Origin of the sequence: Brachybacterium atlanticum (genome assembly GCF_025669985.1) — a bacterium.
GTDB classification, from domain to species: domain Bacteria; phylum Actinomycetota; class Actinomycetes; order Actinomycetales; family Dermabacteraceae; genus Brachybacterium; species Brachybacterium conglomeratum.
Genome location: NZ_JAKJJW010000064.1, coordinates 1 through 3609, shown reverse-complemented (window position 1 = coordinate 3609; position 3609 = coordinate 1). Strand labels below are relative to the sequence as shown.

Sequence of the window (3609 nt, the reverse complement as noted above, 5' to 3'; positions counted from 1 at the left end):
CTCCGCACCGTTCAGGACATGCTCAACGCAAGACCCCGAGTGGTCCTCGACGGGGCTACTCCCAGTGAGACACTCGACGAACTGATCACCACAGTCGCACTCACCGACTGAACCGGCCATACTGATACCGGTCGAGATCCGCCACTCGACCTCCGGAGGCCCGCCCTGGTCTGGCCCGTCCTCAGCCGCTGGCCGGGACCGGCCTGCGCAAAGGGGACTCCCGCGGCACGGCGTGGAGCTGAACTCCGCGGCGTGCCGCGGGAGTCCCTCTTCTGCAAACGCCGCCGAGTGCAGCCCCCTCCGCTCAGGACGCGGCGGGCGTCCCGAACCGCTTCGCGCTGCGGGCCCGGGCTTTCTCCCGCTCGACCTCGCGGTCCTTCGGCGGGGCGGAGGTGACGAGGTCGGCGAGCAGGTGCTCGGTGGCGTGCGCGATCTCCGCGACGGCCCGCTCGAACACCTCGGCGTTGGCCTGCGAGGGCCTGGTCATCCCACTGACCTTGCGCACGTACTGCAGCGCGGCGTCGTGCACCTCCTGCGAGGTTGCCTCGGGCTCGAAGTTGTGGAGGGGGCGGATGTTGCGGCACATGCCCTCAGGCTGGCACGCGGCGGGTGAGCCGTCGAGCTGTCTGCACGAGGGGGCGGAAGGTGGCAGGCGCTGTCGACGTGCGTCGGGGCGTGCCGCTGGACGCCCGGTGGTGCCGGAGACCTGCTCGGACCGCCCGTCCGTGACCCCGAGCCGTCCCTGCCGTCCGGATCCTGCGCGGGACGATCGACCGGTCCGTGACGCTTCCCCCGCATGCCGACCCCGTGGTACCACGGGGCATGGCCACCACCGATCCCTCCACCGGCGTCCTCGTCATCGGCCAGATCGCCCGAGATCTGGTGCTGCGCGTCGAGGACTGGCCACCGGCCGGTGACAGTGCGCGCGTGGCCGAGCGGCGGGAGGCGCTCGGCGGCAAGGGCGCCAATCAGGCGGTCGCGCTGCGGCAGCTCGGGTCGCCGGTGATCCTGCTCGGCGTGGCCGGGACCGACGCGGTGGGCGAGACCGTGCTCGCCCAGGCCCGCCGCGATGACCTGGATCTCTCCTGGGTCGTGCGCCGCGGGGAGACCGCGCTGCTGGTGGACGTCGTGGACGGGGAGGGCACGCGGCGCCTGCTCGAGCACGTGCCCGAGCAGTCGCTGCTCACCGTGCAGGACGTGCAGGAGGCGGCCGTCGCCGTGGACCGGGTCGACACGGTCTGCCTGCAGCTGCAGCAGCCCGCACCGGTCCTGCTCGCCGGGGCGGAGCTGGCCGCGGACCGCGGACTGCGGCTCGTCCTGGACGGCGCCGTCGACGGCGCCGCCCGCGACCGGCTGCTCGCGGCGGCCGACGTGGTGCGGATGGACGCAGCGGAGACGCGTCTGATGACCGGCATCGAGCCGGCTGATCACGAGGCGGGCCGCCTCGCGGCCCGGCGCGTCCTCGACTCCGGGGCCGGGCTCGTCGCGCTCTCCGTCCCCGACGGCGACCTCGTGGTGTGGCCGGAGGGCGAGCAGCTCGTGCCGCACGGCACCGAGCAGGTCGCCGATCCGACCGGTGCCGGCGACGCCTTCCTGGCGGGGCTCACCATCGGCTTGCGCCGGGGCGAGCCCCCGGAGCTGGCCGCACGGCGGGCGGGTGCGGCGGCCACGTCGACCGTGCGACGGCTGGGTGGGCGGCCCGACCTGCGCGCCCAGCGGCCGGCGGACGGCTGAACCGGTCGGAGCGCCGCAGCCGGGGCTCCTGGGCGACCTGCCGGCGGCGCTGCCGGGAAGGATGTCCTGTCGAGCAGGGCGAGCAGGGCGGCGCAAGCCCGCTCCCCGTTCCGCCGCCATCACGGACCCGCCCGGTCTCAGGGGCGACGCCAGGCATCGTCGACCGTCGCCGCCGCGCCCTGCGGCCCCATCTGCAGCATCCCGCCGTCCACGGCCCAGGAGGCTCCCGTGACGTAGGAGGCCTGGGGCGAGGCGAGGAAGGCGATGACGGCCGCGACCTCGCGGGCGTCCCCGGGCCGTCGCAGCGGCACGCCGGGGCGCTCCTCGGTGCGGGGGTCCTGGTCGGTCTGCCCCGTCATGGGGGTCGCGATCTCGCCGGGCGCGACGGCGTTGGCCGTGATGCCGTGCTCGCCCAGCTCGAGGGCGATGGTCTTCAGCAGCCCGCCGAGACCGTGCTTGGCGGCGTCGTAGGCGGAGGATCCGACCTTCGGCTGGTGCTCGTGCACGCTGGTGACGCCGATGAGCCGTCCGCCGTCCCCGGCCTCGACGAGGTGACGGGCGGCGGCCTGCAGGCAGACGAACGCGCCGTCGAGGTCAACGGCCATGACGTCGCGCCAGGTCTCCAGCGGCGTGTCCAGGAACAGCGTGCTGTGGCCGGCGCCCGAGCACTGCACGAACACATCGAGCCCACCGAGCTGCGCGACGAGCCGGTCCACGACGCCCCCGGCCCTCTCGAGGTCGGAGGTGTCGAGGTGGGCGACGACGGCCTTGCGGCCGTGGCTGCGGACCTCCTCGGCCGTGCCCTCGGCGCCCTGCCGGTCGGTGTTGAAGGTGATGCCCACGTCCATCCCGGCCTCGGCCAGGGCGACCGCGGTGGCCCTGCCGATCCCGGAGTCGGAGCCGACGACGACAGCACGGGTGGGGGCGAAGGACATGGGATGCTCCTGTGGGTCGGGGCGGGTCACACGGTCGAGGCGGGGAAGGTGCGCGTAGCGGAGGGGGACGGCCGTCCGGCCGTCCCCCTCCGCGTTCACGGGGCGCAGGAGCTGAGCCCCACGGGCCTCAGGAGCTCTGGCCGCCCTTGCGGCCGGCCTCGCTGGGGTCGGCGGAGTTCTTCTCGCCGAAGCTGCCCGAGCTCTCCTGGCCGCCCTGGCGACCGGCCTGGCTCGGATCGGCCGAGTTCTTCTCGCCGAAGCTGCCCGAGGACTCCTGGCCGCCCTGCTGGCCGGCCTGGCTCGGATCGGCCGAGTTCTTCTCGCCGAAGCTGCCGGTGCTGGCCTCGCCGCCCTTCTGGGCCTGCTGCTCGGTGTCGTTCCGGTTGCCGAACTGTCCGGAGTTGTTCTGATCAGCCATGATGGAACTCCCTTCCTGTTCGCCGGTCAGTGTGCCCGGCTGAGCCATCTGCTCGTGGCAACGACGCTAGGACTCTCCCTCGGTGCCTGGCAACGTAACGACCCGTCCGGTCGACCGCCTTGCAAGTCCGTGCCGGGGGGCCGACCATACGCGCGACACGTACGGAGCATCGTCCGACTCACCGCGAAGCCACCGCCACGAGCTTCCGTCGAGAGCTCTCCGCTGCGGGACGTGCCGAGCGGATCGTCAGTCGTCGGGGAGACGTAGCCCTTCGGTTCGGTGCATCGGTGCACGTGACGCAGCACCGAGGAGTCCCTCATGGCGGAAGCACTCGACACCGGACCATCCGCGCCCATCACTGCACCCCGCCGCTGCGCCAGGCGTCGGAGATGCTTCTGACCGTGCCCGCGAGGAGCGAGAACGCGCGTCAGCGTGCGCATAGGTCGCGGGCATGAGAAAAGGGAGTGGAGGAGGCGAACAACCGCTAGGGGTTCAAGCACTCCTCCACTCCCAGTGAAGATG

At 73.1% G+C, this 3609-nt stretch carries 4 protein-coding genes; 1 reads left to right on the top strand and 3 read right to left on the bottom strand.

What is annotated here, in order from left to right; translation table 11 throughout:
* Positions 1–304 precede the first annotated feature (304 nt).
* Positions 305–586 (bottom strand): DUF2277 domain-containing protein, encoded by a 282-nt coding sequence (locus L3K22_RS16515; protein ID WP_259880407.1) that lies wholly within the window; start codon positions 584–586, stop codon positions 305–307.
* Positions 587–822: 236 nt separating this feature from the next.
* On the opposite strand from L3K22_RS16515, the gene L3K22_RS16510 reads away from it, so the two are divergent.
* On the top strand, positions 823–1734 hold the full coding sequence (locus L3K22_RS16510; protein WP_263312355.1) for a PfkB family carbohydrate kinase: 912 nt from the start codon (positions 823–825) through the stop codon (positions 1732–1734).
* A 137-nt stretch (positions 1735–1871) separates the two neighbouring features.
* Here the strand turns inward: L3K22_RS16510 and L3K22_RS16505 are convergent, their stop codons facing one another.
* Both L3K22_RS16505 and L3K22_RS16770 read right to left on the bottom strand, forming a co-directional pair.
* On the bottom strand, positions 1872–2669 hold the full coding sequence (locus tag L3K22_RS16505; protein ID WP_263312354.1) for an SDR family oxidoreductase: 798 nt from the start codon (positions 2667–2669) through the stop codon (positions 1872–1874).
* Positions 2670–2796: 127 nt separating this feature from the next.
* Complete coding sequence (locus L3K22_RS16770) at positions 2797–3087, bottom strand: hypothetical protein (protein WP_010552169.1); 291 nt, start codon at positions 3085–3087, stop codon at positions 2797–2799.
* Between the last annotated feature and the right edge of the window lie 522 nt (positions 3088–3609).